Source organism: Methylobacterium mesophilicum SR1.6/6, assembly GCF_000364445.2.
Classification (GTDB): Bacteria; Pseudomonadota; Alphaproteobacteria; order Rhizobiales; family Beijerinckiaceae; genus Methylobacterium; species Methylobacterium mesophilicum_A.
Map to the genome: position 1 here is coordinate 581,875 of NZ_CP043538.1, position 26,180 is coordinate 608,054.

20 protein-coding genes are annotated in these 26,180 nt (G+C 69.3%); 14 read left to right on the top strand and 6 right to left on the bottom strand.

The genetic code is table 11. The features are described 5' to 3' along the window. Positions 1–5: 5 nt before the first annotated feature. From lpdA to MMSR116_RS02735, 4 genes are all read left to right on the top strand, one after another. Entirely contained in the window at positions 6–1,751 is a 1,746-nt protein-coding gene (gene lpdA / locus MMSR116_RS02720) for a dihydrolipoyl dehydrogenase (protein ID WP_010683871.1), read from the top strand. A gap of 330 nt (positions 1,752–2,081) precedes the next feature. Then, entirely contained in the window at positions 2,082–2,681 is a 600-nt protein-coding gene (locus tag MMSR116_RS02725; RefSeq protein WP_010683870.1) for a hypothetical protein, read from the top strand. Positions 2,682–2,715: 34 nt separating this feature from the next. After that, entirely contained in the window at positions 2,716–3,126 is a 411-nt protein-coding gene (locus MMSR116_RS02730) for a DUF2147 domain-containing protein (RefSeq protein ID WP_010683869.1), read from the top strand. A gap of 235 nt (positions 3,127–3,361) precedes the next feature. Further along, complete coding sequence (locus MMSR116_RS02735; RefSeq protein WP_010683868.1) at positions 3,362–3,637, top strand: hypothetical protein; 276 nt, start codon at positions 3,362–3,364, stop codon at positions 3,635–3,637. Positions 3,638–3,709: 72 nt separating this feature from the next. Here MMSR116_RS02735 and alaS read toward each other — a convergent pair whose 3' ends face one another. Continuing rightward, complete coding sequence (gene alaS / locus MMSR116_RS02740; RefSeq protein ID WP_010683867.1) at positions 3,710–6,388, bottom strand: alanine--tRNA ligase; 2,679 nt, start codon at positions 6,386–6,388, stop codon at positions 3,710–3,712. A gap of 230 nt (positions 6,389–6,618) precedes the next feature. Here alaS and MMSR116_RS02745 point away from each other — a divergent pair, with 230 nt between their 5' ends. The 5 genes from MMSR116_RS02745 (at position 6,619) to MMSR116_RS02765 (ending at position 11,413) form a co-directional block, all read left to right on the top strand. Further along, positions 6,619–7,785 carry a transglycosylase SLT domain-containing protein gene (locus MMSR116_RS02745; protein ID WP_010683866.1) on the top strand — a complete coding sequence of 389 codons (1,167 nt, stop codon included), beginning with the start codon at positions 6,619–6,621 and terminating at the stop codon, positions 7,783–7,785. A 120-nt stretch (positions 7,786–7,905) separates the two neighbouring features. Further along, a complete protein-coding gene (locus tag MMSR116_RS02750; protein WP_010683865.1) occupies positions 7,906–8,502 on the top strand; it encodes a response regulator in 597 nt (198 codons plus the stop codon). Between the two features lie 320 nt (positions 8,503–8,822). Next, on the top strand, positions 8,823–9,752 hold the full coding sequence (locus MMSR116_RS02755; protein ID WP_010683864.1) for a transglutaminase family protein: 930 nt from the start codon (positions 8,823–8,825) through the stop codon (positions 9,750–9,752). Between the two features lie 67 nt (positions 9,753–9,819). Next, complete coding sequence (locus MMSR116_RS02760) at positions 9,820–10,638, top strand: transglutaminase-like domain-containing protein (protein WP_010683863.1); 819 nt, start codon at positions 9,820–9,822, stop codon at positions 10,636–10,638. 127 nt (positions 10,639–10,765) lie between these two features. Continuing rightward, positions 10,766–11,413, top strand: a complete 648-nt coding sequence (locus MMSR116_RS02765) for a L,D-transpeptidase (protein WP_010683862.1) — start codon at positions 10,766–10,768, stop codon at positions 11,411–11,413. A gap of 90 nt (positions 11,414–11,503) precedes the next feature. On the opposite strand, the gene MMSR116_RS02770 is transcribed toward MMSR116_RS02765, so the two are convergent. Continuing rightward, positions 11,504–11,872: a hypothetical protein gene (locus tag MMSR116_RS02770; RefSeq protein WP_010683861.1), complete on the bottom strand. Its 369-nt coding sequence runs from the start codon at positions 11,870–11,872 to the stop codon at positions 11,504–11,506. 133 nt (positions 11,873–12,005) lie between these two features. Further along, a complete protein-coding gene (locus MMSR116_RS02775; RefSeq protein ID WP_010683860.1) occupies positions 12,006–12,494 on the bottom strand; it encodes a phasin in 489 nt (162 codons plus the stop codon). Positions 12,495–12,750: 256 nt separating this feature from the next. Here MMSR116_RS02775 and MMSR116_RS02780 point away from each other — a divergent pair, with 256 nt between their 5' ends. From MMSR116_RS02780 to MMSR116_RS02800, 5 genes are all read left to right on the top strand, one after another. Beyond that, entirely contained in the window at positions 12,751–15,162 is a 2,412-nt protein-coding gene (locus tag MMSR116_RS02780) for a sensor histidine kinase (protein WP_244625591.1), read from the top strand. Between the two features lie 269 nt (positions 15,163–15,431). After that, positions 15,432–17,378, top strand: coding sequence for an acetate--CoA ligase (gene acs, locus MMSR116_RS02785; RefSeq protein WP_010683858.1), 1,947 nt, complete (start codon positions 15,432–15,434; stop codon positions 17,376–17,378). Positions 17,379–17,528: 150 nt separating this feature from the next. Further along, the gene (locus MMSR116_RS02790) at positions 17,529–17,900 is read left to right on the top strand and encodes a DUF485 domain-containing protein (protein ID WP_010683857.1); all 372 of its coding nucleotides are present in this window, start codon (positions 17,529–17,531) and stop codon (positions 17,898–17,900) included. Further along, a complete protein-coding gene (locus MMSR116_RS02795) occupies positions 17,897–19,579 on the top strand; it encodes a cation acetate symporter (protein ID WP_010683856.1) in 1,683 nt (560 codons plus the stop codon). The genes MMSR116_RS02790 and MMSR116_RS02795 overlap by 4 nt, the downstream gene beginning before the upstream one ends. A 254-nt stretch (positions 19,580–19,833) precedes the next feature. After that, positions 19,834–21,516 carry an MFS transporter gene (locus MMSR116_RS02800; protein WP_010683855.1) on the top strand — a complete coding sequence of 561 codons (1,683 nt, stop codon included), beginning with the start codon at positions 19,834–19,836 and terminating at the stop codon, positions 21,514–21,516. 603 nt (positions 21,517–22,119) lie between these two features. Here the strand turns inward: MMSR116_RS02800 and MMSR116_RS02805 are convergent. The 3 genes from MMSR116_RS02805 to MMSR116_RS02815 form a co-directional block, all read right to left on the bottom strand. After that, complete coding sequence (locus tag MMSR116_RS02805; protein ID WP_010683854.1) at positions 22,120–22,350, bottom strand: hypothetical protein; 231 nt, start codon at positions 22,348–22,350, stop codon at positions 22,120–22,122. 394 nt (positions 22,351–22,744) lie between these two features. After that, positions 22,745–24,343, bottom strand: coding sequence for a bifunctional phosphoribosylaminoimidazolecarboxamide formyltransferase/IMP cyclohydrolase (gene purH / locus MMSR116_RS02810; RefSeq protein WP_010683853.1), 1,599 nt, complete (start codon positions 24,341–24,343; stop codon positions 22,745–22,747). Positions 24,344–24,414: 71 nt separating this feature from the next. Continuing rightward, positions 24,415–26,163 carry a heparinase II/III family protein gene (locus tag MMSR116_RS02815; protein ID WP_039893133.1) on the bottom strand — a complete coding sequence of 583 codons (1,749 nt, stop codon included), beginning with the start codon at positions 26,161–26,163 and terminating at the stop codon, positions 24,415–24,417. Positions 26,164–26,180: the final 17 nt, after the last annotated feature.

Consider the following 26,180-nt stretch of genomic DNA (forward strand, 5'->3'; position numbering starts at 1 on the left):
CCGCCATGCCCGAGACCCACGACATCCGCGTTCCCGATCTCAGTGATTACGCCGACGTGCCCGTCATCGAGATCCCGGTGGCACCCGGCCAAGTGGTCGCCAAGGACCAGACCCTGCTGGTGGTCGAGTCCGACAAGGCGACGCTGGACATCCCCTCCCCCGTCGCCGGCCGCTTGGTGGAGATGCTGGTCGGCCTGGGCGACAAGGTCTCGGCCGGCACGCTCGTCGCCCGTCTCGCAACCGGGGCGCCTGCGCCGGCGGCCGAGGCTCGGCCGGATGCCCCGGCGGCGGATCCGGAACCCCGGTCCGCGGCGGCCGAGACCCTGCCCCCTCCGGGCGAGGGCGGCGACGCGGCCTGCGACGTCCTGGTGATCGGCGGCGGCCCTGGCGGCTACGCGGCCGCCTTCCGCGCCGCCGATCTCGGCCGGCGGGTGGTCCTCGTCGAGCGCGACGCGACGCTCGGCGGGGTCTGTCTCAATGTCGGCTGCATCCCCTCCAAGGCGCTGCTCCACGTCGCCGCGGTGACCGAGGAAGCCACGCGCCTTGCCACGCACGGCATCAGCTTCGGTGCCCCGTCGGTGGACTTGGAGAAGCTCCGGAACTTCAAGGCCGGCACCGTCCGCCGCCTCACCGACGGGCTCGCCCAGATGGCGCGCCAGCGCAAGGTCGAGGTGGTCCGCGGCACCGCGCGCTTCACCGGACCGAACACGGTCTCGGTCGCGCTCCACGCGGGCGGCGAGCGCAACCTTCCCTTCACGCGCGCCATCGTGGCCGCGGGCTCGTCTCCGGTGGCGCTGCCGATGCTGCCGGAGGACCCGCGGATCGTGACCTCGACGGGCGCCCTGGAGCTGCCCTTCGTGCCGAAGCGGCTGCTGGTGATCGGCGGTGGCATCATCGGCCTGGAGATGGCGACCGTGTACAGCGCGCTGGGTGCCCGGGTCGACGTGGTCGAGCGCCTGCCCAACCTGCTGGAGGGCGTCGACCGCGATCTCGTGGCGGTGTGGACGAAGCGGAACGCGCACCGCTTCGACCGGGTCCTGACCGGCGCCGAGGTCGTGTCGGCCAGTGCGGGGCCTGACGGCATCACGGTCGTGCTGGCGGGCGAAGCCGAGCCGCAGACCTACGACCTCGTGCTCCAGGCGGCGGGCCGGCGCCCGAACGGGGCGAGCCTGGGCCTCGACGCGGCCGGGGTGTCGGTGGAGAACGGCTTCGTGTCCGTCGATGCGAAGATGCGGACCGGCGTGCCCCATATCTTCGCCATCGGCGACCTCGTCGGCCAGCCGATGCTCGCCCACAAGGCCGTGCATCAGGGCCATGTCGCCGCCGAGGTGGCGGCGGGGCACAAGGCCGGCTTCGACGCCGCCGTGATTCCGTCCGTGGCCTACACGGATCCGGAGATCGCCTGGGTGGGTCTGACCGAAACCGCCGCCAGGGCGGCCGGCCGGTCCGTGGAGGTGGCGCGCTTTCCCTGGGCGGCCTCGGGCCGAGCCATCGCCAACGGCGCGGATTACGGGTTGACCAAGCTGCTGTTCGACGCAGGGACCAAGCGCGTCGTCGGGGGCGCCATCGTCGGCCCGAGTGCGGGTGACATGCTCGGCGAGATCGCACTCGCGATCGAGATGGGCGCGGATGCGGCCGATATCGGCCGCACGATCCATCCGCACCCGACACTGGGCGAGACGATCGGCCTGACCGCCGAAGTCGCGCTCGGTCTCTGTACCGACCTCCCCGCCGCGGCGCGGCGGGCCTGAAGTTGTCATGACGGAGATCGCATCCGACATGTCCGGCGGCGACACGCGATCAGTGCCGACGCTACGCGGCCGTCTCGACCGACCGGCTTTTCCGAATTAGATCTCGCGCCCAGCCGTCAGGCTCGGCCTTGGTGATCGCTCCCTTCGCGGCGTCGGGCCAAGCCTCGCGTCTTCGGCCGCTCCGCTGGAGCCGGGACTTCGTTCGGGAGGATGCGTGTCGCGATGCCGTGGTGCTGTGGATGGCTGCCCCGACGATCGGCCTCGACTGGACTTCGGGCTGACCGCGGGCTCGCCTCGCAGCGGGACAGCTGGCCCCTTCCTGTCGTCCTGGTGTTCGCTCTGGCATTGCTGGCGGTGAACGTGCCGCGCGGTGCCCTGGCGCAAGCTGCGGTCGCCCGGGATCCGGAGCCCGGCTCACGCGACGCCGCACTGATCGAATCGCTGCGAAGCCGGATCCTGGCCGCCCACAGCGCGACCTTCGCCCTTGAGAGCTGGTGCGCGGACCACAATCTTGCTGCGGATCCACATCTCGTCGCCGAGCGCCTCCCGGGACCCGACAAGCCGCTCACCGCCGCGCAGCGGTCCCGGCTGGCGATCGGCCCGGACGAGCCTGTCCGGTACCGGCGGGTCCGGCTCGCCTGCGGGAACCGCGTCCTGTCGGAGGCGGACAACTGGTACGTCCCGGCCCGGCTGACGCCCGAGATGAACGCCGTCCTCGACGGCACCCGCACGCCCTTCGGCCGGGTGGTCCGAACCCTGGCGCCGGTGCGCAATACGGTCGCCGTGCGCGGCCCGAGCGCGGACGCGGTGCCCGAGCCCACCGACCCGCTGTTCGAGATCGACGCCGTGCTCTCCACCGGAGCCGGACAACCGTTCTGCGAGGTGGTGGAGACCTACTTGGGCAGTGCGCTGCCGCAAGCTTCGCGGTAAGCAGGCGCGTAAGGCGACGAACGGGAGGGACGGGATGCGTTTCGAAGTACGTCCGGGGATCCTGGCCGCGCTGGCGGCTGTCCTACTGGCCGGCTCGGCCCAGGCTGCCGATCCTTCGGGGACGTGGCTCACGGAGACAGGCACGTCGCGGGTCCGGATCGCGCCCTGCGGCGGCGGCTTCTGCGGCACGATCGTGAGCGCCCCCGGCAAGGGTCTGGACGCCAAGAACCCAGATCCGGCCCTGCGCGAGCGCAGCGTCGTCGGCATCCAGATCCTCAGCGCGCCGCAGGCCGACGGGGCCGGGTTCAGCGGCACGCTCTACAACCCGAACGACGGCAAGACCTATTCCGGCTCGCTCAAGCTGACCGGGCCCAGCACGCTGGAGGTGGCGGGCTGCGTGATGAGCGTCTTCTGCAAGCGGCAGACCTGGACCCGGGTCAAGTAAAGCTGGCGGGTCGGCAATCGGCGCTCATGGCCGTGGCGCTGCGGGCACGATCGCTGCGGCGATGAACTGCATCTGCGCCTGCCGATGGATTGCGCGGGTGTTGCTTCCGGCTGTCGGGACGGGCCCAGATCGTTGCTGTGACGATCGATGCGGATTCTATCCGCCGCGTCGCAACAACGCGGGATCAATCGCGCGCGATTCAAATTCTCCGGATCTGGACCCAACAAGGATTCCCATGATCCGCACCGTTTTCGCCGGTTTCCTGGCCCTCGCGTCCGTGGCTCCGGCCGCCGCCCAGACTGTCGACAGGCCTGTCGCCCCAGGTCCTCAATCGCCGGGGGTGGTGAGCCAACAGCCGAATTCGACCGGCAACGATCCGGCCGTCACCGTCTCGCCCACCGGCCGACCGGCCGATACGATCTCCACCGACTCGGCGGCGGCGGGCAATGCCGGCCAACCGTCGCGGGTGGCGCCGCAGGGCAGCGGCGGCAGCGGAGGCGGCAGCAAGTAAGCTGGGAACGGCCGTCCCGTCACGCGTTTCCAGCCCGCACCGGCAGCGGTGCGGGCTTATCGAACGCGAGGCTCAGGCGGCCTCGGTCAGCGCCTGCTCGACGGCGTCGAGGGCCGCTTCCGCGCCCGCGCCGTTGGGCCCACCGGCCTGGGCCATGTCGCGACGCCCGCCGCCGCCCTTGCCGCCCAGCGCCCCGGCGCCGGCGCGCACGAGGCCGACCGCGTCGTAGCGCTCGGTCAGGTCTTCAGTGACGCCGACCACCAGCCCCGCCTTGCCGTCCGGTCCCACGCCGACGACCGCCACGACGCCGGAGCCCAAACGCTTCTTCTCCTCGTCGACGATCGGCTTGAGGTCGCGCATGTCGAGGCCCTCGACCACCGAGCGTCGGAAGGCGACGCCGCCGACCTCGGATTGCCGCGCACCGGAGCCCGGCCCCGCCTCGCCGCCCATGGCCAGCTTGCGGCGGGTGTCGGCAAGTTCGCGCTCCAGGCGCCGCCGGTCCTCCATCAGTGCGGTCAGGCGATCAGGCGCCTCGGTGACGGGCGCCTTGAGGATGCCGGCCAGCGCAGCCAGCGTCCGCGCCTCCTCGGCCCGGTGGTGCCGCGCCGCGTCCGCCGTCAGCGCCTCGATGCGGCGCACCCCGGCGCCCACCGCGCTCTCCGCCACGATGGTGATCGCACCGATGTCGCCGGTGCGCGCCGCGTGTGTGCCGCCGCAGAGCTCCACGGAGAATTTCTTCGGCCGGCCCTGACCGACCTCGCCGTCGACGGGCAGGCCCATGGAGACGACCCGCACCTCGTCGCCGTACTTCTCGCCGAACAGGGCCCGCGCGCCGGACGCGATGGCGTCGTCCACCGCCATCAGTTTGGTGACGACGGGTGCGTTCTGGAGAAGCACCGCGTTGGCGATGTCCTCAACGCGGGCGAGTTCCTCCGCCTCGATCGGCTTCGGATGGCTGATGTCGAAGCGCAGGCGCTCGGGGCTCACCAGCGAGCCCTTCTGGGCCACGTGATCGCCCAGTACCTGCCGCAGGGCCTCGTGCAGGAGGTGGGTGGCCGAGTGGTTGGCGCGGATCGCCCGGCGGCGGGCGTGGTCGACCTTCAGCTCTACCGGCTGCTCAAGGCTCAGGCTCCCCTCCTCCACCGTGACATGGTGGACGAAGACGTCGCCAAGCTTCTTCTGGGTGTCGGTGACGCGTGCCCGCAGACCCGGCGCCACGATCAGGCCGGAATCGCCGACCTGACCGCCCGATTCCCCGTAGAACGGCGTCTGGTTGACGAGGACGAGGCCGGTCTGGCCTGCCTCCAGGCTCTGCGCCTCGGCGCCCTCGCGCAGCAGCGCTGTGACGATGCCCTCGGCGGTCTCGGTCTCGTAGCCCAGGAACTCGGTGGCGCCGACGCGCTCGCGCAGGCCGAACCACACCGTCTCGGTGGCCGCCTCGCCCGAGCCCTTCCAGGCCTCGCGGGCCGCCTGCTTCTGGCGCTGCATCGCCGCCGCGAAGGCGTCGGTGTCGACGCCGACGCCGCGGGCCTTGAGGGCGTCCTGCGTCAGGTCGAGGGGGAAGCCGTAGGTGTCGTAGAGCGTGAAGGCGGTCTCGCCGGAGAGCTTGTCGCCTTCCCGGAGGTCGCGGCTCTCGGCGTCGAGGATCGACAGGCCGCGCTCCAGGGTCCGGCGGAAGCGGGTCTCCTCCAGCTTCAGCGTCTCGGCGATCAGGCTCTCCGCCCGCATCAGCTCGGGATAAGCCTGACCCATCTCGCGGACCAGGGTCGGCACGAGACGGTACATGGTCGGCTCATGGGCACCGAGGATCTCGGCGTGGCGCATGGCCCGGCGCATGATGCGGCGCAGCACGTAGCCGCGGCCCTCGTTGCCCGGCAGCACGCCGTCGGCCACCAGGAAGGAGGCGGCGCGCAGGTGGTCGGCGATCACCCGGTAGGAGGCGAGTGTCCCGGGCTCCGGCGCCCGCGAGACCGCGTGGGCCACGGCGTCGATCAGGGCACGGAACAGGTCGGTGTCGTAGTTCGAGTGCACGCCCTGGAGGATCGCCGCCATGCGCTCAAGGCCCATGCCGGTGTCGATCGACGGTCGCGGCAGCGGGTTGCGCGACCCCGGCTCCAGCTGCTCGTACTGCATGAACACGAGGTTCCAGAATTCCAGGAACCGGTCGCCGTCCTCGTCGGGAGAGCCGGGCGGGCCGCCCTGCAGGGCCGGACCCTGGTCGATGAAGATCTCGGAACATGGTCCGCACGGGCCGGTATCGCCCATCTGCCAGAAATTGTCGGACGTCCCGATCCGGATGATCTTCCCGTCCGGCAGGCCGGCGATCTTCCTCCACAGCCCGGCAGCCTCGTCGTCGTCGGCGTAGACGGTCACGAGGAGGTTGTCGGGCTTGAGGCCGAACTCCTTGGTGATCAGCGTCCAGGCCAGCTCGATGGCGCGGTCCTTGAAGTAGTCGCCGAACGAGAAGTTGCCGAGCATCTCGAAGAACGTGTGGTGGCGCGCCGTGTAGCCGACATTGTCGAGGTCGTTGTGCTTGCCGCCGGCCCGCACGCATTTCTGCGCGGTCGTAGCCCGATCGTAGGCGCGCCGTTCCATCCCGGTGAAGACGTTCTTGAACTGCACCATGCCGGCGTTCGTGAACATCAGCGTCGGATCGTTCTTCGGCACGAGGCTCGACGAGGGCACGACCTCGTGCCCGGCCTTGGCGAAGTAGTCGAGGAAGGTCGACCGGATCTCGTTGACGCCGCTCATCAGGGCTGACTCTGGCAGGACACAGGGAAACCGGGCCGCCGCGCGCCACGCGCGCAGGACCCGCTTGGCGCCCTCTTAAGGAGGGATCCCGCGCGAGTCACGGTCGCCCTGCCGCGAAATCTCCTTCGGACGCCGCATCTCGGCCACAAGCGCGGCCGTGTTGTCGCCACATCTGTCAAGCGATGGTGTGTCCGTAGCGCCGCAGCGGCGTGTGGAGAGTCGGGATAACGATGCAGGGCCGCACGGTCGGATCGCCGAGGACTATCACCGGCAAGCAGGGCCATTTCGGCGCCGGCCGCGCCGACGTGATCGCCGCGCAACCCATGCTGGGTCGCGCCCATGGCAGCCGCCCCGCGCTGTTTCGCTCCCTGCTCACCGTCTCGCTGATCGCCGGCGGCCTCAGCGCCGCCCTGATCGGGTCGGGCGTCGATCTCGGCAAGGTCGGGCTCTCTCCGGCGGTCTCGACCGCGGAGGCCGCCACCGAGCTGCCGATGCCGCGGCCGCGGATCCACACCGTCGCCCTGGCCACCGGCCTTGAGCAGACGCCCCTGCGCGCCGCCTCCAGTTTTGCCGCCGTTCACGACCTCGATACCGACATCGGCTCGAACACGGTGGACCGCGTCTCGTACGATTTCCTGCTCTCCGAGAGCGCCGTCGGCGATCCGAACGACATCCTTGAATTCGGCCCGATGAAGATCCGGCGCCACCTCGTGCAGACGATCGTGCGGGCCGCTCAGGCCGTGCAGACCGATCCGGTGCTGCTGATGGCGGTGGCCGACAAGGAATCGAGCTTCGTGACCGCGGTGCAGGCCAAGACCTCCTCGGCCACCGGCCTCTACCAGTTCATCGAGCGTACCTGGCTCGGCGTGGTGCGGGACTTCGGCGCCAAGTACGGGCTTGAGAAGGACGCCGCTCTCATCACGGCCGACGCCAACGACCGGCCGGTGATCACCGACCAGGCCGAGCGCGCCCGGGTGTTGGAACTGCGCCGCGACCCCTATCTCTCGGCGCTGATGGCCGGCGAGATGCTGAAGCGCGACGCGGCCCGCATCGCCCTGCGCATCGGCCGCGAGCTCACGCTGGGCGAGGTCTACCTCGCCCACTTCCTCGGGCCGGACGATGCGGAAGAGTTCCTCGCCAACGTCGTGAACAAGCCGGCGGCGGCCGCCGCCGCCCTGCTCCCGGGTCCGGCCAGGGCCAACCGCTCGATCTTCTTCGCCGCCGGGCGCTTCGTCGGGCGCGGCCGTCACCGCAAGCCCCTGAGCCTGTCGGTGGCCGAGGTCCACGAGAAGTTCGAGGCGATGATGAGCACCCGCGGATCGCGCTATCAGAACGTCCGGGCAGTCTCCGGCATCATGGCCTACGCGGACGCCGAAGCCGGCCTCGCCACACAGTAACCCCTCTGCGAGACGCTGCGGGATTCGAAATGTCCCGCGCAACCAGCGGCGGATTGCCGACTTTCCTCCCCAGGCGCCGCATCCTGGACTGGCATGAACGTTCGACTTCGGGGGGAGTCCTTGAAAAAGCATCAGACGAGCGCATTACCACCGCTCACCGATACGCTCTCACCGGGAATTCCGCTCGATCAGATCGGACGGACACTCGCGTCCTTCTACGATGACCTCGTCACGGAGGGCGTGCCCGAGCACCTCGCCGCCCTGGTGCGCCGCGTCCGCCAGACCGAGGGTGACGCGGTGGTCCCGCGCGAGCCGGAGGTCGCTTCGCCCGAGGCCGGGCAGCCGCGCCTCGCCCTCGTGGTGGAGGATGACCCCGAGATCCGCGCCCTGGCCGAGACCCTTCTCGAGGAGACCGAACTCGACGTGGTCGGCTGCGACAGCGCCGAGGCCGCGCTGGCGGTGCTGCAGGCGCGCGGCGGAGACGTGGCCCTCGTCTTCGCCGATGTCCGGTTGGCCGGCGAGATGGACGGCCTCCAGCTCGCGCGCGCGGTGGCGACCCTCTGGCCGCGCGCCCGCTTGGTGATCACCTCCGGTCACGGATTGCCGCGGCCGGACCTGCCGGCCGAGGCGGTGTTCATCGCCAAGCCCTGGCGCCCGCTCGACGTGCTGGTGGAGGCCGAAAGGGCCGCCGCCGATCCGGCGCCGCCGGTGATCTGAACGCGCTACGGCATCGGTCGACGTGCCGGTCGTCACTTCGGGACCGCGCAGCGGAGCCCAGGATCCTGAGCCGCCGATGCGCCGGATTTTCGCAGCCACTGCATTTCTGGGTTCCGGGTTCGCCTGCGGCGCCATGGCAGGACGGGCCGGTTGATCAAATCGCCAGCGGTGTCTCCGGCGGGCGCCCGGCCTGTCTTGTCGGTCTCGGAACAGGATCTTCTCAGAAGCGACGGCCCCGTCGCCTGCGGACGCGATACGCCGCTGGGCCCAAGCCTTGCATCACCATCCATCGCATCGGTGACAGCCCGGAGCCCGCGACGTTGCCGATCCTGTCCGTCCGTCACCGCACACTGTACCGGTACCGGCGTCCGGTTGCGTTCGACGAGCACCGGATCATGTTCCGGCCGCGCGACAGCTACGATCAGCGGCTGATCGAGGCGACGCTCGACATCACGCCCGAGCCGGCCTCCCTGCGCTGGATGTTCGACGTGTTCGGCAATTGCGTCGCCGTGACGACCTTCGACACCCGCGCGGAGACGCTCACCTTCGATTGCGGCATCACCCTCGAACACACGCCGGAACACGCGCCGGTCTTCCCCCTGGCGCCCCACGCGACCCATTACCCATTCGGCTACGGCGCCGAGGACATGCCGGATCTGGCCCGCTCGATCGAGCGGCAATGGCCCGACCCGCGCCACGAGGTCGACGCCTGGGCGCGCGGCTTCCTGCCCGAGCAGGGACGCATCCCCACGCAGGAGCTGCTCGCCGCCATGACGCGCAGCGTCCGGGCGAACTTTACCTATCTCGCACGCTCGGAGAAGGGCGTGCAGGATCCCCTAACCACCTTGCGCGGCAGGATCGGTTCCTGCCGGGACTTCGCGGTGCTGATGATGGAGGGCGTGCGAGCCCTCGGCATGGCCGCCCGGTTCGTCTCCGGCTACCTCTACAACCCCCGGAACGACCGCGCCCGCCACGTCGGCGGCGGGTCCACGCACGCATGGTTGCAGGTCTACCTCCCAGGCGCGGGCTGGGTCGAGTTCGACCCGACCAACGGCATCGTCGGCAATCGCGACCTGATCCGCGTGGCGGTGGCGCGCGACCCCGCACAGGCCGTGCCGCTGCACGGCTCTTTCTTCGGCCTGGCCAGTGACGATCTCGGGATGCGCGTCGAGGTCGACGTGGTCGCGCTGGCCGCAACCGACGTGACGACCCGCGGCGCGCACGGGTCGCCGCCCGGTCTGGCGCGTTGAGCCGTCGGACCCGGAACGAGCGTGCGTGGCGTCTCCGCGCGGCAGGCGACAGAGCAGGGTGGCCACGATGAAGATCAGGACGGGTTTCGATATCGCCTTCACGCTGTCGCAGCCGACCCCGATGATCCTGATGCTGAGCGTCCATCCCTCACGGATGGAAGATCTGCTCACGCCGCAGGTGCTCGTCTTCGACCCGCCGCTCGACGCGCATGAATACCGCGACGGGTTCGGCAACATCTGCCATCGGATCGTCGTGCCACCCGGGCAGTTCACGGTCGCGGCGGATTTCACGGTCGCGGATTCCGGGCTGCCCGATCCCGTCGTGCCGGAGGCCCGGCAGATCCCGGTCCAGGATCTGCCCGACGACGTCCTCGTCTTCCTCTTGGGCTCGCGCTACTGCGACACCGACCGGCTCACGCAGACGGCGTGGTCGCTGTTCGGCGGCACGCCGGAGGGCTGGGCGCGGGTCCAGGCCATCGTGGACTACACGCACGAGCGAATCCGCTTCGATTACCAGCGCGCCGACGCCACCCGCAGCGCGCACGACGCTTTCATGCAGCGCGAGGGAGTGTGCCGGGACTTCGCGCATCTGGCGATCACGCTGTGCCGATGCATGAACATCCCGGCGCGCTACGCCACCGGCTACCTCGGCGATATCGGCGTGCCGAAGGATCCGGCCCCGATGGACTTCTCGGCATGGTTCGAGGTCTATCTCGACGGGCCGGACGGGCCGCGCTGGTACACGTTCGATGCCCGGCACAACCGCCCCCGCATCGGCCGCATCGTCATGGCCCGCGGCCGCGACGCAACCGACTGCGCGATCTCGACCAATTTTGGCTACGCGCACCTCGCGCGGTTTGACGTCCACACCGACGAAGCGGGCTGAGGGGCGCGACGCACGCTCAAGCCTGTCTGCGTATTCCGCCGGACCGCAAATTCTCGGCGGATGTATGGAACTGCTTGCCTATGCTCACGCTTGTAATGGCAAAGGTTATTGCACAGGCAGGCCACTCATGAAGACCAGGGTCACCGCACTCGCCGCGCTCCTCGGCGTGACTGTTCTTGCCGCTACGCCCGCGCTCGCGGCGTCGTCCTACGATCCGTTCGGAACGGAGAGTGCCGACGACTATTATTCCGATCAGGGCCAGTACGGTTACCAGGGCACTTACGCCCCGGGTTATGGCCAAGGCGTGCAGGCTGCGCCGCAGGCGCAGGTCCAGCCGATCCCCCGTGAGATCGTGGCGTTCAACGCGCCCTACGCGCCCGGCACCATCGTGGTCTCCACCGCCGAGCGCCGGCTGTACTACGTGCTCGGCAACGGTGAGGCGATCCGGTACGGCGTCGGCGTCGGTCGCCCAGGCTTCAGCTGGAGCGGCACCAACAAGATCACCGCCAAGCGCGAGTGGCCGTCGTGGACGCCTCCGAAGGCGATGATCGCCCGGCGTCCCGACCTGCCGCGCTACATGGCAGGCGGCATCGAGAATCCGCTCGGCGCCCGGGCCATGTATATCGGCAGCACCGAGTACCGCATCCACGGCTCCAACGAGCCCGACACGATCGGGCAGGCCGTGTCTTCGGGCTGCATCCGGATGACCAACGATGACGTCACCGATCTCTACGAGCGCGTGAAGGTCGGCGCCAAGGTCGTCGTGCTGAACTGACCGCTGAGACTGCGGGCGCGGGACCCGCGCCTGACCCGTTCCGTACAGTTCGGGCCGCGCCACCCCAGTCGGGTGCGCGGCCCTCTTGCGTCAAGGGACGACCTGCCCGACCGCGGTCTGCGGGGGGCTGAACGAGGCGATCGGCAGATCGCAGAAGCAGCGCGCCCCGAGCGGCCGCGGCCCGGGGAGCGGGCATGAAAACGGCTTCGGCCCGGACAGCCCCTGCTGGATCGCGTCGCAGTTGAAGCCGACGGGCCCACGCTCGGCGCGGCGCGGCGGCCTGCGATAGCCACGCTCGTAGCCTGGATCCTCGTAGGCGGGGGCCGGCCCGTAGCCCGGCCGCTCGACATATTGGGCCCGTGCCGTCGTGCCGGGCAACGCGGCCGCGAGCGCCAGTGCCGCGACGCTCATGCGGAATGGTCGACGCAGGCCTGTCCGGCCGGAGGCAGTGAGGCGCATCCCTGAACCCTTCGCTCGGCGCGGATCCATCCCGTCCGCTCGGCGGCTGTCGGGGGCAATACGGGCGAAAACGAGACGGCCCGCTCCCGGGACCGGGAGCGGGCCGAGAGCCCCGTTTCGCAACAGACGGCTGTCAGTGCGACGCGCGCTCGGCGGCGTCCTGCGCGTTCTGCGCGGTCTGCTTGGCGGCGTCCTGGCCCTGTTCCATGGCCTTGCGCGCCTCGTCGGCGCCCTGCTGCATCGCCGACTTGGCGCGCTCGGCGCCCTGCTGCATCGCGCTCTGGGCGAGGCCGCTGAACTCCTTCGCCTGGGCCTGGATGGCGGCGAACTGGCTGCGGACGAACTCGGCCTGATGCTGCATCGCCTCCTGCACGTCCTTGGCGCGGACCAGCTTCTGCGCGAGATCGAAGGCCGCGTTCACGTTCTGCTCGGCGTACTCGAAGCCGCGCGACGAGACGTCAAGGGCGTTCGAGCGCGCCAGCTCGGCCGAGCCCTGCACGGTGTCGGCGGTGCGGCGAGCCGCGCCGATGAAGCTGTCGAAGGCCTTGCGCGCCTGCTCGACGCTCTTCTCGGCGAAATCCCGCATTTCGGCCGGAACTTCATAGTTCGGGGGGTTGCTCATGTACCGTCTCCTCTCGTCAGGAAGTCTGTGGATGGTGCTTTTTGCGGTGCAACATAACCGATTCGGCCCCATATGCCACCCGCGCTCATGGCGTTAAGGTTGACATGACGTAAACGTGTGACGGTTGGTGCGAGAGTCCAGCGTCGCGGCGTAAGGGAGTGCAAAAAGACGCTACGGTCGCATGTGTTTCTCTGGCGGAGGGCGCCGGGAACGGGTGATCGGGCGTGGTTTCGAGGTCGCGGATTTGGAGACGACGTTGACACCGACGGCCGGCATAGCCGGGTCAGGGCTCGCCGCCGCATTCGCGGCCTGGCTGCGTGCGCCGCAGGTGGCGGAGGCGTTGGCAAAGCCCGGCTCCGTGCACCTGGTGATCGATCCCGCGACCGGGCTGATCCTGCACGCGTCGGAGGCGTCGCGCGCCCTCGCGGGCGCCCTTGCGGGTCTCGGGGTCACGGCGTTGTCCCGGCAGATCGCCGCGGCCGCTCCGGCGGACGGCCCGCCGCGTCTGGCACGTCTGCGCCTCGACCTCCGCCGGATCGCACCGCCCGTGCTCTGCTGGCTCGCACACGGTCTGCAGGAAGACGGTCGCCCCGCGATCCTCGTGATCCCTACGATACCGGTAACCCTGCCTCGTGCGAAGCACGGCCGGCCGGACGAGCAGCCGGCGCCTGCGCCTGCGAGCGTCCCGGCCGGCGATCTGGCGTCCTCCCCGGAGCCGCCGAAGCGCGAGGATCGTTTTCTGTGGCGCGTCGACGCCGCGGGCACGCTGACCGCGCTCACGGGCCCCCGGATCCTGGCGGATCTCGCCGGCCAGCGGGTGGCGGATCTGGCGGCTGCCGGCCGCATCGTCGGCGCCGACGGGATGCTCGCGGCGATGCGCGAGCGGCGTACCTTCCGCGGCGAGCGCGCGACGTTGGCCTTCGCAAGCGGCTCCTGTCAGGTGGAATTGTCCGGCGCGCCGCTGGGACGCGGGGACGCGGCCTACTCGGGCTACAGCGGCTTCGGCCTGATCCGCAGCGCGCCGCCGGCGCTCCCCGATGTGGGGGCGAGTCCGGCGGCCGTGGTTGATGCCGTCTCTTGGGCACCGGTGGAGGAAGCCGCTTCGGCACCAGCCTCCGCGGTCGTGTCGCCCCCCGCCGCCGCGCCGCTGTCTACAGACGAGCACGCTGCCTTCCGCGAGATCGCGCGGGCGCTTGGCGCGCGCTACGCCGGGGACGAGGCGGAGCCGGAGACTGCCCGGGTGCAGGGCGGCGCGGTTATGCCCTTCCCGGGACCGCAGGCGGGGCCTCCGGACACCCGCACCGCGAATGAACCGGGTCCTGACGCCGGAATTCTGGCGGGTCTGCCCGTGCCGGCTCTCGTGCATCGGGACGGCGTGATCCTCGCAGCGAACGGACGGCTCCTCGAGCTGGCGGGCCATGCCGACTTGGCGAGCCTCGGTGCTGCCGGGCTCGGGGGGTTGCTCCCGGGCCTCCCGCGGCAGACGGGCGCGGATCCGGGCACGCGCCGGACAACGCTGGCGGCGGCAGACGGGCGTGCCTGTCCGGTGGAAGCCGCGTGCGGTCCCTGCACCTGGGCGGAGGCGCCCGCCGAATGCCTGATCGTGCGGCCGCTCGACGAGACGGACGCGGCCGACACCCTCGCGGCCGAGCGTTTGGCCCACGCGGCGCAGGCCGAACCGATGGCGGGCGCGGAAGCCGCGCTCGACGCCCTGGACACCGGTGTCGTCACCATCGACGCGGCCGGGCGCATCGTCGCGGTGAATCGCGCCGCCGCCACGCTGTTCTCCTGCGACCCGCGCGAGGTCGTCGGCGGCACTTTCGTCGCGCTGTTCGACCGCGAGAGCGTGCTGACCGTCGCCGACCTCCTGCGCGGTGCGGTCCCGGGTCCGCGTGCCGTGAGGCTCGCCGGCCATGACGTGACCCTCGACGTCAAGCCCGGACCACAGGATGGGCGCTGCGTGGCCGTGCTCGATCGGCCGTCCCGACGCGCGGGCATCACGCCATCCGATCCGGGTGAGCACTCCGCCCTCGGTCGCCTGGACCGTGCCTTCCGCGAGCCCGTGACCGGGATGGTCCAGCTGGCCGACGCGATGCTGCGGGAGCCGTTCGGCCCGCTGGGCGATCCCCGCTACCGCGGTTGCCTCGCGGAGATCAGGGTCACGGGTGAGACGATGCTGGAGCGCGTTGGGAAGCTCCTCGATCTCGCTGCCCTGGAAGCCGGCTCCCTGCGACTCGAGCCGCGTCCGCTCGACCTCAACGACGTCGCGGCCCAATGTGTCGCGCGGCTCCAGGCCGAGGCGGCGCGCGGGCGCATCGTCATGCGGACGAGCTTCTCGTCGGATCTGGAGAATCTGGAGGCCGACGAGCGCTCCGTCAGCCGGGCCGCCTCCCTTGTGATCGAGAACGCCATCCGGCGCTCGGCGGCCGGCGGCCAGATCATCGTCTCCACCGGCTCGACCGAACAGGCCATCGCCCTGCGGGTGCGCGATACGGGAATCGGTTCGGCGCCGGTGGCGGCCTCCCCCGGCGGGGAGGCCGAGGATGGCCTCGCCCTGCCCCGCGCCCTCGTGGAGGCCAATGGCGGCCGTCTCCAGCTGGCGGCGCAGGCCGAGGACGGCACGCTGGTGGAGATCATCATGCCGACGCGGCGGGCGGCGAACCAGTGAGGCCGGGCGACGCGGAGAGGGGCGGACGAAGTATTCGCCGCCCTGGATCGACGAGGCGTTTCGAGGCCACGCAGTCGGGTTGACAGCGCTGCGTCGAGGCCTCAATCAGCCCCTTACATTGCGCCCAATTTATTTCGCAAATCGGGGATCCGCGCGAGCGGAACAGCGATGATACCGTCATCGTAGAATGTAGGCTACGTTACTTTGGAAGTCCTGGCTGCGCGGTGAAGGCCGCGATACGATCGGGCACCAAACAGGGATGGAACGCCATGGAAGGCAAGGTGATCGACGTGCAGGCGGCGTGGCGCGAGGGCGCTCACGTCGATGATGCCAAGTATCGGCAGATGTACGAGGCGTCGGTTTCGGATCCGGACGCCTTCTGGGCCGAGCACGGCAAGCGCATCGACTGGATGAAGCCGTTCTCCAAGGTCAAGGATACGAGCTTCGAGCCCGGCAATATCTCGATCAAGTGGTTCGAGGACGGCACCACCAACGTCGCCCACAATTGCATCGACCGGCATCTGGAGACCCGCGGCGACCAGACCGCGATCATCTGGGAAGGCGACAATCCGGACGAGTCCAAGCACATCACCTATCGCGAGTTGCACGCGCAGGTCTGCCGGATGGCGAACGTCCTGCGCAACCGCGGCGTCGGCAAAGGTGACCGGGTCACGCTGTACATGCCGATGATCCCAGAGGCCGCCTACGCGATGCTCGCGTGCGCGCGGCTCGGCGCCATTCACGCCATCGTGTTCGGGGGCTTCTCGCCCGACTCGCTGGCGTCGCGCATCCAGGGCTGCGGCTCGAAGGTCGTCATCACCGCCGACGAGGGGCTGCGCGGCGGCCGCAAGGTACCGCTCAAGGCCAATGTCGACGAGGCGATCAAGCGGCTGGACTCGGACCTCGTCGATCACGTCGTCGTGGTGCGCCGGACCGGCGGATCCGTCGCCATGGAGGCGGGCCGCGACGTCTATTACGACGAGGCCGCCGAACAGGTGACCGACGATTGCCCCGCCGAGGCCGTGGAGGCCGAGCACCCGCTGTTCATCCTCTACACCTCGGGTTCGACCGGCCAGCCGAAGGGCGTCGTGCACACGACGGGCGGCTATCTCGTCTACGCCTCGATGACCCACCAGTACGTCTTCGACTACCGTGAGGGCGACGTGTACTGGTGTACGGCCGATGTCGGCTGGGTCACCGGCCACAGCTACATCGTCTACGGGCCCCTCGCGAACGGCGCGACGACGCTGATGTTCGAGGGCATCCCGACCTACCCGTCGAGCTCCCGCTTCTGGGAGGTGGTGGACAAGCACAAGGTCAACATCTTCTACACCGCGCCGACCGCGATCCGCTCGCTGATGGGCGGCGGCGAAGGACCGGTGAAGAAGACCTCGCGCGCTTCGCTGCGGGTGCTGGGCTCGGTCGGTGAGCCGATCAACCCGGAGGCCTGGGACTGGTACTACAACGTGGTCGGGGACAAGCGCTGCTCGATCGTCGACACGTGGTGGCAGACCGAGACCGGCGGCATCCTGATCACCCCCCTGCCCGGCGCGACCGCGCTGAAGCCCGGCTCGGCGACCCGGCCGTTCTTCGGCGTCAGACCCGAGATGGTCGATGCCGAGGGCAAGGTCCTGCAGGGCGCCTGCGAGGGCAATCTCTGCATCGCGGATTCCTGGCCCGGCCAGATGCGCACGGTCTACGGCGACCACGAGCGCTTCGAGCAGACCTACTTCTCGACCTATCCGGGCAAATACTTCACCGGCGACGGCGCCCGCCGCGACGCCGACGGCTACTACTGGATCACCGGCCGCGTCGACGACGTCATCAACGTCTCCGGCCACCGCATGGGCACGGCCGAGGTCGAATCCTCGCTCGTGGCGCACCCGAAGGTCGCCGAGGCGGCGGTGGTGGGCTATCCGCACAACGTGAAGGGCCAAGGCATCTACGCCTACGTCACCCTGAACGACGGCGAGGAGGGCGACGACGCCCTGCGCAAGGAACTCGTGACCTGGGTCCGCAAGGATATCGGACCGATCGCCTCGCCCGATCTGATCCAGTTCGCGCCGGGCTTGCCCAAGACCCGCTCGGGCAAGATCATGCGCCGGATCCTGCGCAAGATCGCCGAGGACGATTTCGGCTCTCTGGGCGACACCTCGACGCTGGCCGAACCGGCCGTGGTCGACGACCTGATCGAGAACCGGCAGAACCGGGCCTGATCCCGCGGGCCTGATCCCGCCTGCGCCGCCCCGGCGGCGCGGGCTCGGACCGGGGCGGATGCCGGTGCGGCGTCCGTCTCCAACAAGAACCACGAATCTTCAACGCGACGAACCCGGGGGCCGGAGAGCGCCCTCGCGGGAGGAACAGCCATGAGCGGCACGACACTCGATACCCGAGGGCGCACGGCGCCCCCGGGAACACGCCCCCTCGGCGGCGATCTCGATCCGCAGGTCGAGCGGATCGCCCGGGCCCCGGAATTCCAGCAGCTCGTCAGCGAGCGCACCCGCTTCGGCTGGATCCTCACCATCCTGATGCTGGTGGTCTATTTCGGCTTCATCGGCCTGATCGCCTTCGACAAGTCGCTCCTCGCCGTGAAGGTCGGCGGCACCGCCTCTCTCGGGTTGTTCGTAGGCGTGTTCGTGATCCTGTTCGCCTTCGCACTCACGGGTGTGTACGTGGCCCGCGCCAACACGCGCTTCGACGCGCTGAGCGACGCCCTGAAGCGGAGCGTGGCCCGATGAACCGCCTCCTCCTCGGCCTCACGCTCGCCACCATCGCGGCGGGCGCAGCCTACGCCGCCGGCCCGGACCTCGGCGCCGTCCAGCAATCGGCCACGAATTGGCCCGCCATCCTGATGTTCCTGTTCTTCGTGCTGCTGACGCTCGGCATCACCTACAAGGCCGCCAAAGGCACCAAGTCGGCCGCAGACTTCTACGCCGCCGGCGGCGGCATCTCGGCCGGGACCAACTCTCTGGCGATCGCCGGCGACTACATGTCGGCGGCCTCGTTCCTCGGAATCTCGGGCCTTGTCTACACCTCGGGCTTCGACGGGCTGATCTACTCGACGGGCTTCCTGGTCGGCTGGCCGATCGTGCTGTTCCTCATCGCCGAGCGCCTGCGCAACCTCGGCAAGTTCACCTTCGCCGACGTGGCGAGCTTCCGCCTCGACCAGACCGCCATCCGCATCATCTCGGCGGTGGGCACCCTCGTGGTGGTGGCCTTCTACCTGATCGCCCAGATGGTCGGCGCGGGAAAGCTGATCCAGCTCCTGTTCGGCCTGCCCTATCTCTACGCGGTGATCATCGTCGGCGTCCTGATGATCGTCTACGTGGCCTTCGGTGGCATGAAGGCGACCACCTGGGTGCAGGTGATCAAGGCCTGCCTGCTCTTGGGCGGTGCGACCTTCATGGCTGGCGCGGTGCTGTACAAGTACGGCTTCAACCCGGAAGCGCTGTTCGCCAATGCCGTGCAGGTCCATCCGAAAGGCGACGCCATCATGGCACCGGGCGGCCTCGTGTCGAACCCGGTCGAGGCGATCTCGCTGGGCGTCGGCCTGATGTTCGGTACCGCCGGCCTGCCGCACATCCTGATGCGGTTCTTCACGGTCTCGGACGCCCAGGCCGCCCGCAAGTCGGTGTTCTACGCCACGGGCCTGATCGGCTACTTCTACATCCTGACCTTCATCATCGGCTTCGGCGGCATCGCCCTACTGATGTCGGATCCGGTCTACTTCAAGCTCGGGCCGGCCGGCGCGTTCGACAAGCTGAAGGACATGATCGGCGGCACCAACATGGTGGCGGTGAACCTCGCCAACGCGGTGGGCGGCCCGTACTTCCTGGGCTTCATCTCCGCCGTGGCGTTCGCGACCATCCTGGCGGTCGTCGCCGGCCTGACGCTCGCCGGCGCCTCGGCGATCAGCCACGACCTCTACGCCCAGGTGATCGCCCGCGGGCGCACCACCGAGAAGCACGAGGTCAACCTGTCGAAGATCTCGGCCGTGGTGATCGGCATCGTGGCGATCTATCTCGGCTACGTGTTCGAGAACCAGAACGTCGCCTTCATGGTCGGACTCGCCTTCGCGGTGGCGGCGAGCTGCAACTTTCCGGTGCTGGCCATGTCGATCCTGTGGCGGGGCACCACGACCTGGGGCGCACTTACCGGCGGCCTCGTCGGTCTGCTCGCGGCGGTCATCATGGTGGTGCTGTCGAAGGCCGTCTGGGTGACGACGCTGGGTAACCCCGCCCCGCTCTTCCCCTACGATAACCCGGCCTTGTTCTCGATGCCGCTGGCCTTCGCGACGATCTGGGTCGTGTCGCTGATGGACAGGTCCCGCCGGGCCCAGCGCGAGCGGGCGGCCTTCGAGGCGCAGTACGTGCGCTCTGAGACCGGGATCGGGGCGGCCGGCGCGCACGCGCACTGACCGCTCGACGAAACGACGCGACCTTGAAGGGCGCGGCGCAAGCCGCGCCCTTCGTCGTTTCCCGACACAGTCGGCAAGGATCCGCAGCCGGGCATGTTGATGGCCCCGATCACGAACGCTTTACCAATTGACCGGGGCCGGACTTCCGGTAACGCATAGGTGATCTGCGCGCCGCGCAAAACGAGAGCGCGCCGTTCATCAGCGCGCCGCCGGTCGAGGCACCGGCGGCGGATGTCGTCTGGGAGGACCCGATCATGGCTGTGGCAACCGCGATACCGCGGGCGGATGGAGCGGCAAGGCCGATGAGCTCGGCCGAGAAGCGCGTGATCTTCGCGTCCTCGCTCGGCACGGTATTCGAGTGGTACGATTTCTATCTCTACGGCTCGCTGGCGGCGATCATCGGCGCCCAGTTCTTCTCGGCCTATCCGCCCGCGACGCGCGACATCTTCGCCCTGCTCGCCTTCGCCGCCGGCTTCATCGTCCGGCCGTTCGGCGCGCTGGTCTTCGGCCGCATCGGCGACCTCGTCGGACGCAAGTACACCTTCCTGGTCACGATCCTGATCATGGGCCTGTCGACCTTCATCGTCGGCGTGCTGCCCAACGCCGCCACCATCGGCATCGCGGCCCCCATCATCCTGATCGTGCTGCGGCTCGCCCAAGGGCTGGCGCTCGGCGGCGAGTATGGCGGCGCGGCGACCTACGTGGCCGAGCACGCCCCCAACGGCCGGCGCGGCTTCTACACGAGCTGGATCCAGACCACCGCGACGCTCGGCCTGTTCCTGTCGCTGCTGGTGATCCTGGCGACCCGGAGCATCACCGGCGAGGCCGCCTTCGCCGAATGGGGCTGGCGCATCCCGTTCCTGGTCTCGGTCCTGTTGCTGGGGATCTCGGTCTGGATCCGCCTGCAGCTCTCGGAATCGCCGGCCTTCAAGAAGATGAAGGAGGAGGGCAAGACCTCGAAGGCGCCGCTGACCGAGGCGTTCGGCGAGTGGCGGAACGCCAAGTTCGCGATCATCGCCCTGTTCGGTCTCGTCGCGGGCCAGGGCGTGGTCTGGTACACGGGCCAGTTCTACGCGCTGTTCTTCCTGCAATCGATCCTGAAGGTCGACGGCTACACGGCCAACCTCCTGATCGCGTGGTCGCTGCTCCTCGGCACCGGCTTCTTCGTGGTCTTCGGCTGGCTGTCCGACAAGATCGGCCGGAAGGTCATCATCCTGGCGGGCTGCGCCATCGCGGCGGCGACGTTCTTCCCGATCTTCAAGGGCATCACCTCCACGGCCAACCCGAAGCTGGAGGCGGCGATCGAGAACGTGAAGGTCACCGTCACGGCGGACCCGGCGAGCTGCGGCACGCTGTTCAACCCGGTCGGAACCCGGGTGTTCTCGGCCCCCTGCGATCTGGCCCGCGACTTCCTGTCGAAGTCGTCGGTGCGTTACACGACCGCCGCCGGCGCGGCCGGCCAGCCCACGACGATCCGGGTCAACGACACCGAGATCCCGTATCCGCAGGGCGGCAATGCCGAGGCTAACAAGGCCACGACCGCCGCGCTCCAAGCGGCGGGCTATCCGAAGGCCGGCGATGCCGAGATCGTCAAGATGTCGAACCCGTTCGACATCTTCCGGCCGCAGGTTGCTCAGGTGATCGGCCTGCTGTTCATCCTCGTGCTGTTCGTCACGATGGTCTACGGCCCGATCGCCGCGATGCTGGTGGAGCTGTTCCCGACGCGGATCCGCTACACCTCGATGTCGCTGCCCTACCATATCGGCAACGGCTGGTTCGGCGGTCTGCTGCCGGCGACCGCCTTCGCCATGGTGGCGCAGACGGGCGATATCTACTTCGGGCTCTGGTACCCGATCGTGATCGCCGTCGCGACTGTGATCATCGGGCTGATCTTCGTGCCCGAGACCAAGGACCGCGACATCTTCGCGGATACCTGATCGGCACAGCGCGTCGCATCATCAGGCGCCCAGGCCGCTTAGGCGGTCTGGGCGTCGTCGTTCAAGGGGCGGCGCGGCAGCGCAGCGACAATCGGCTGGAGCGAACCAGGGTGGCCGGTACTGCACCTTGCTGCAGGAGACCATCAACGCTTCGTCACCCTGCCGATGGATGTATCACCGTCGGGTCATCCGCTTAATATGCGAGCTGAGTTCTCGATTTTTCTAAATCTGCCTTTCAATATGCGTATGCATTCTCTCATCAACCGTGAATATCTAAACTGAAAACTGATTTTCGAGAGAACTCTCAGGCCGCATCACGAGCCTCTTACAGCTCCATACCCAAGTTTAGTCGACCACTTTCTCGCTCGCGACATCACGGTTTATTGGAACCATAAGGGGTTCTGCGCCGTATAGGGCGTCCCGACGATAGGAATTCGGATCTTGACCATGAGAGGCGCTTCGGTGAACTTGCGGCAGAGGGCCGGAACGCGCCCACCACTTGTGTTTGTTGTCGGCTGGTCCTTGGCGACCATCGCGATCTGGTCCGTCATCAACAATCAGGCCGGGCGATGGGTCTGGTGGTGGTGACGGTCGCCTGCTCCGTCAGTTGTTCTCCTGATACCCGCTGCAATAGGCGCCGAGCAGGTAGCCGGACTGATGGGCGGCGAGGTAGCCCAGAGTAATCAGCACGTGGAGGATGTCGAGACCGTATGTGCTGACAAAGATTGTCAGGGCCGTGAACATGATCACACAGGAGGTCATCGCCAAGATGATGACCGTGAACACACGGCCAATCAGCAACCCGACACCGAACAACATCGCCGCGACGAGCATTTTATCACCCGAGCGCCATCGTCTGCCACACATTCCGCAGATAAGATGGCCGTGAAGGCTCCAGATATGCAGATTCGGCCAGAGGATGGCAAGCCTTGCGCGCAGTCTATCGGTGATCGTCGCAGCTTATAGGCCGAATATCATGTATCTATATCGATGACATTAGCGCCGATATCGATACGGCAATTGGTTTTGTCTTCAAACGCCCGAAGTCACTACAGCGATCAGCCAGATCGGCCGACGCGGATCGACCGTTGGCGGATCGGCCCTGTCGATCGCGGAGGATCGTTAACGGGGAACGGCCGGCTCGGGGCCCACCCACCGGAGGGGTTCGGGCCGCGCTACGGACCGGAGCGCGGCCGCGTCGGGTCGGCGGCCCGCGCCGCGCAAGGGCTCAGTGCCGGAAGTGGCGATGGCCGGTGAGAACCATCGCGAGCCCGGCCTCGTCGGCGGCGGCGATCACGTCGGCGTCGCGCAGGGAGCCGCCGGGTTGGATGACGGCCGTGGCGCCGGCTTCGGCTGCCGCGATCAGGCCGTCCGCGAAGGGGAAGAACGCGTCCGACGCGACGACGGACCCGACCGCGAGACTCTCGGCCAAGCCGAGGCGCTTCGCCCCCTCGGCGGCCTTCCAGGCGGCGATGCGCGAGGAATCGACCCGGGACATCTGCCCCGCCCCGATTCCCACGGTGGCGCCGTTCTTCGCGTACACGATCGCGTTGGACTTTACGTGCTTGGCGACCCGGTAGGCAAACCGGAGATCGGCCAGTTCCGCCTCGCTGGGCGCACGACGGGTGACGACCTTGAGGTCCATGGCGTCGACCACCGCCGCGTCCCGACCCTGCACCAGAAGGCCGCCCGCGAGCGTGCGCACGGTCTCGCCCGCCGCCCGCGGGTCAGGCAGCCCGCCCGCCAGCAGCAGCCGCAGGTTCTTCTTGGCGCCGACGATGGCCGCCGCCTCCGGTGTGGCGTCCGGAGCGATGATCACCTCGGTGAAGATCTCGACGATCTTGCGCGCCGCCTCGGCGTCCAGCGTCCGGTTGAGCGCCACGATGCCCCCGAAGGCGGAGGTCGGGTCGCAGCTGAGCGCCCGCTCATAGGCTTCGAGCAGGCTCGCGCCTTCGGCGACGCCGCAGGGATTGGCGTGCTTGATGATCGCCACCGCGGCCGTCCGCGCGGCATCGAACTCGGCCACGCACTCGTAAGCGGCGTCCGTGTCGTTGAAATTGTTGTAGGACAGCTCCTTGCCCTGGAGCTGTCGGGCGGTCGCCACGCCCGGTCGGGCCTTGCCCGGCGTCCGGTAGAAGGCGGCCGACTGATGCGGGTTCTCGCCGTAGCGCAGCCCCTGCGCCAGGGTGCCGCCGAAGGCCCGGTACGCTGCCGGCTCGGCGGCGCCGAAGCGGCCGGCCATCCAGTTGGCGATGGCTGCGTCGTAGGCGGCCGTTCGGGCGAAGGCCTTCTGGGCCAGCGCGCGGCGCAGGTCCGCCCCGAGGGTGCCGTCCTGCGCCTCCAGCGCGGCGAGCACGCCGGCATAGTCCGTCACGTCGGTGACGACCGCTACGTCCGCGTGATTCTTGGCCGCCGCGCGGATCATCGCCGGGCCGCCGACATCGATGTTCTCGATGCAGTCGGCATCCGGCCTGTCGGCCGCGATGGTCGCCTCGAACGGGTAGAGATTGACCACCAGGAGGTCGATCGCGCCGATGCCGTGGGCGGCGAGCGCGGCCTGATGCTCGGGGTTGTCACGGATGGCGAGCAGGCCGCCATGCACGGCCGGATGCAAGGTCTTCACCCGCCCATCCATCATCTCGGGGAAGCCCGTGAGGTCGGCCACCTCCGTCACCGGTAGCCCGGCCTCCTGCAGGGTGCGGTGCGTCCCTCCGGTCGAGACCAGCGCCACGCCGCGGGCGTGGAGCGCGCGGGCGAAGTCGATGAGGCCGGTCTTGTCTGAGACCGAGAGGAGCGCGCGGGAGACCCGCACCTGATCGTGCGCCATAGCTTCGTGCCGAAATTCGAGATGGTCCGGCGCGGTAGCACGGAAACGGGGAACCGGGCCAGCCGCCTCGGTCAGGGAGGGCTCGCCCCCCGTTGTGGCGCGGAAGCGAGGCGCTCGAAGCTCCAGCGTACCTCGACATCCTCGGACACGCGCAGATGCAGCACGATCTGGTCGGTGCGCCGCGGCCCGGTGAGGCCCGAGAAGTACACGCTCTCCTCGATGGCGATCTCGGCGTTCTCGGCGCGGAACGTCCAGACCTCGCCGAGAGCCGAGGCGAGTTCGAGCCCCTCCGGCACGCCGCGCACGGCGATGCCGGGGTGCAGATGGAAGCGGATCGCCACGTCGTGGCCGCGCACTCGCCCCCTGCTTGTCGCCTTCCCCTGACGCAGGAACGCATCCCGCCCTTCGAGCCGCGCGGTCGCCGCGAAGAGCTGCCAGCGGCGCTCGTGGACGATGCCGAATTCCGGCGCGTAGCCGTTGTGCCGGGCGGCCAGGATGGTGCTGTCGGTCTCCTCGGCCCGTTCGGCCGCCACCGACGCGGGGCCGCTCAGCACCACGGGGCCGCGCCGCCGGATCAGCCAGTCAGCCAGTTGACGATCACCCCACCAACCAGTGCGCGTGAGGAACCGGCAGGAGGAGGCATCGGCCACCGAGGCGGTGGAATGGGCCGGGGTCGAGCGGGCCAGCAGGCGCAGGTCCGGCCCGCTCGCCGGCAGGCCGCAATTGACCACGATGCGCTGCGGGCCGCTCGACATCTCGAAGGCGAGGCAACCGGCGCCGGCATTGACCGAGTAGGGCAGCGGCGGGCTGGCGCCGACATCGGCCACGATCACGACCCGCCCGCCCTCCAGGCGCTCGTAGCCGGAGTTCGGCGCATGCATCAGCGGTCGGGCGAGCGCGCCGTCGTAGACGAGCAGCGTCGCGAGGTGATCCGCGTCTGTGGCACCCATGCCGTTGAAGTGGCTGAGCGAGGCGTCGGGATGGCGCAGCAGCCGCAGCAGCGGCAGCATCCGGTCGACGGCGCGCAGCAGCGCCATCGGCGGCTCGACGCTGCGGCTGAGGTAGCTCTGGCGCAGGGGCAGAAGGTCGAGCAGCAGCTCCATGGCGAAGCGCGGGTCGCGGGAGCGGTGGCCGCCGTCGGTGAGGATCTGCCGGTCGAGTTCGCGCGACAGGATCCGGGTCGCCCGGCGCAGGATCGGCTGGATGCCGTCGCAGCACAGGCCGGCATAGCAGAGCGCCACGGCCGCGTTCAGGCGCCATTGCGGCGGCACGCCCTGGCGGAGGTCGCGCTCGAGCTGCTGCGCGTTGCGGGCGATGGCCTTGAGGAAGTTCTGGTAGAAGCCGTGGTCCGCCCCCTCCAGAACGAGGGGCGACTGGCACAGGAACGAGATCAGCCGCCGCGCCGCCACCGGCGTATGACGGGCCAGCACCGGGTCACCCCGGCCGGCGATGAAGTCGGCCACGAAGGCGCGGGCATTGGCGCGGGCGAGAGCCGTATCGGCGGCGCGCAGGTGGCGCAGCCAGCCGAAGCCGTAGAGCTCGTCTGCCCATTCCGGCGAGGGCGGCGCGTAGTCGAAGGGCGAGCCGCCGCTGGCCGCCAGCGAGCGCCCGGCGAACACGAACAGGCCGGAATAGATGTCGTCCGCAAAGGTCGCGTCGGAGGTCCGCAGATCCTGGGGGGCGATCACCAGCCCAGTGACGCGCATCCGGGCCAGGATGTCGGGCGGGGCCGTGAGGCTGGCGCTGGCAGCACGGATTGCCCGCGCAGCTTCGCGTGCGACAAGCCGATAGAAGCGCCAGCGGTCAGGGCCGAAAGCCACGCGATCTCCGAGCCAAG